At 34.8% G+C, this 1,502-nt stretch carries 1 protein-coding gene; it reads left to right on the forward strand.

All coding sequences use genetic code 11. The features are described 5' to 3' along the window. Nucleotides 1-132 precede the first annotated feature (132 nt). Nucleotides 133-1,104 (forward strand): hypothetical protein, encoded by a 972-nt coding sequence (locus tag ACOVO2_RS06945; protein ID WP_421769273.1) that lies wholly within the window; start codon nt 133-135, stop codon nt 1,102-1,104. The last annotated feature ends 398 nt before the right edge of the window (nt 1,105-1,502 follow it).

The following is a 1,502-nucleotide window of genomic DNA, read 5'->3' on the forward strand; positions in this document are numbered from 1 at the left end:
GAGAGAGCTACGATTATCCAGCAATCGCAAGTGGCACAGAAAGATTTACTTTCGTATGCACCAAAATCAACTCCAGCTTTGCAATATATGGAGTTAGCAAAAGAATTTATTACCATCTAATGAATTGAAGAAATGGCAAAAAATAATTTTATGAATGCAATGATTAATGCTGAATTGCCTAAATCAATGTATTCGCAAGATGAAAGAATCAAAAAGGAACTCATAGTTTTAGAGATACTCAAAAAGTTTATTCCACCATTAGCCCCAGATGAAAGGACTCAGCTTGAGCAAAATATATTGCAGTTTGGCTGTAAAGACCCTTTGATTGTTTGGGAAACTAAGAAAGGAATCATTGAACCAACTTCAACCATACCTAACGAGTTGTGTTATGTGTTGGTTGATGGGCATAATCGACATGAGATTTGTCAAAAGTTTAATCTTGATTTCAGAATAAATCTGATTGAAATTCCAAGCCTTGAACAAGCCCAAGATTTTATGATTGACCATCAGTTGGGTCGTCGTAATTTGTCAATTGAGCAAATGGCTTATTTACGTGGAATGAAGTACTTGGCTTTGAAGCAAGAAAGAGAAAATTTGGAGTTGACCAGAGATAAGACAGGTAAGTTTAAAACCGAAAATAACCGTAGTGGTCAAAGTGACCACCACGGAGAAAATGAGGTTTTGGAAAGCGTCGAAATCCGTAGTGGTCAAACTGACCACCACGGTAAAAAAGAAAAATTATCAGAGCAATTGGCCAAAGAATTTAACGTAGGGGAGAAGACAATCAGACGAGATGCCGACTTTGCCAAAGGTGTAGAACTATTGCCAACTGAAACAAAGAATGAGGTTTTGCAAGGAAAGTCTTCTTTGAAGAAAGCTGATATTATTGAAGTTGGAAAAATCAAAGATATTGATGTTGCCAATCAAAAAGTACAACAGCTTATTTCGGAAATCGAAGTCAAGACAGTTAAGAAAGAAACCGAACCGAAAGAGAAAGTTTTAAATGTACTTAAATCGTATTTGAGTACACCCGAAGATTGTGATAGTTTAATTTCGGAGATTAAGAATATTAAAAAGGAGATTTTGAAGCAAGTAAATGCGTAAACTATAATTGTGGAAAAGTGCGGCCGCCCGCCGCCCCCCTTTTCCCTTTTTTGAAACGTTTGATTTTTTCTTCTCTCTTTCTCGAAAAGAACTGTCCCCACAACTTTATCTTTCGAGAATCACAGTTTTAAACATATCCACATTGCTTATCAAATAATTTAAAATGTTTATCAAAGAAATATTTGATATGATTTCGGAGAAATAAAAATTGCATTTTGCGAAGAATTTCGATGCTGAAAGGGTATGTAATATATAATTAATTTAATGTGGATAACTCGTAAACCGAGAAATGTTATAGTATAAACCGAGAAATGTTATACTTTATGCAGTCCTAAAACCGAGAAATATTATAGTGTAAACCGAGAAATGTTATACTCAAAACCGAGAAATGTTATACT

The organism is Emticicia sp., assembly GCF_049241225.1.
In the GTDB taxonomy this organism is placed as follows: Bacteria; Bacteroidota; Bacteroidia; order Cytophagales; family Spirosomataceae; genus Emticicia.